Annotated in this window: 1 protein-coding gene; it reads left to right on the forward strand. The window is 76.5% G+C overall.

All coding sequences use genetic code 11. The features are described 5' to 3' along the window. Positions 1 to 1,408 (forward strand): tetratricopeptide repeat protein (locus ABZ914_RS51390; RefSeq protein ID WP_500201814.1); only part of this gene is annotated, 1,408 nt, incomplete at both ends.

The raw sequence follows: 1,408 nt of genomic DNA on the forward strand, positions 1-1,408 counted from the left end.
CGGCTGACCGAGTTCCCCGCGGGGCTCGCGGTGGAGCTGCTCGGCCGGCTCGCCGGCCGGGACCGGGTCGCCGCGGACCCGGAGGCCGCCGCCGAGATCGCCGAGCTGTGCGGGCGGCTGCCGCTGGCGATCGGGATCTGCGGCGGACGGCTCGCGGCGCGCGAGTCGTGGACGCCGCGCGTGCTGGCCGACCGGCTGCGGGACGAGCGGCGCCGGCTCGGCGAGCTGGAGCGCGGCATCGACAACGGCGTCCGGGCGAGCCTGGCGCTGAGCTACGACGACTGCAGCCCGACGCAGCGGCGGCTGCTGCGCACGCTCGGTGTCCAGGCCGCCCCGGACGTGCAGGCGTGGGCGGCGGGCGCGCTGCTCGCGGTGTCGGATCTGGAGGGCGAGGACCTGCTGGAGGCCCTCGTGGACGCCCAGCTCGCGGAGTGCTCGGGGACGGACGCGACGGGCCGGATGCGGTACCGGCTGCACGACCTCGTCCGGCTGTACGCGCTGGAGCGGGCCGAGCGGGAGGACGCCGAGGACGAGCGGGACGCGGCGGTCGAGCGGCTGCTGGACGGGTACCGGGAGCGGGCGGAGCGGGTCGCGGCGAGCCGGTGGCCGCAGGACTGGCACCGGGGGTTCGGGCAGGTCCCCGATCCGGGGTTCTCGGCGGTCGACTGGCTGACGAGCGAGCGTCCGGCGGTGCTGGCGCTGCTCGGGCAGGGCGCGGAGCGCGAGATGTGGACGCTGGTGTGGCGGCTGGGGCGGGCGGCGTGCTCGCTGTTCCATTCGCTGCGGGTGTTCTGGCCGGAGTGGAAGGCGGCGGCCGATCTGACCTGCACGGCCGCCGGGCATCTGGACGACCGTTCGCTCGGCATCGCGCTGCTGGAGCGGTCGTCGGTGCGCGGCAACCAGGGGCAGATCGACCTGGCGCAGGAGGACGCGGCCGAGGCGCTCCGCATCTTCACCGGCAACCGGGAGATGTGGTGGCGGGCGCGCGCGCTGAGGTCCACGGGCATGTGCCTGCGGGACGCGGGCAACCTCGACGAGGGGCAGCGCTACCTCACCGAGGCCATCGACGCGTTCGAGGCGGAAGGCGACGCGTGGTGGCAGGCGCGGACGCGCCGCAACCTCGCCGAGCTGCGGCTCGCGCAGCGCCGCTACGAGGAGGCCCGCGAACTGCTGGAGAGCGCGCTCGCGGTGTTCCAGCGGAGCGGCAACCGGTACTCGGAGGCGCAGACGCTGCGCGCGCTCGGCGAGGTGCTGGCGTCCGAGGCCCGCGCCTTGCGCGGGTCGGGCGACGACGCGGCGGCCGAGGTCAAGTACAGCCTGGCCGCGCCCGCGCTGGAGCGCGCGGCCGAGGCGTTCCGGCTTCGAGGCGAGCAGTGGGATGAGGCCCGCTGCATGCGCGCCGCGGGCG

It is taken from the genome of Spirillospora sp. NPDC046719 (assembly GCF_040645715.1).
Classification (GTDB): Bacteria; Actinomycetota; Actinomycetes; order Streptosporangiales; family Streptosporangiaceae; genus Spirillospora.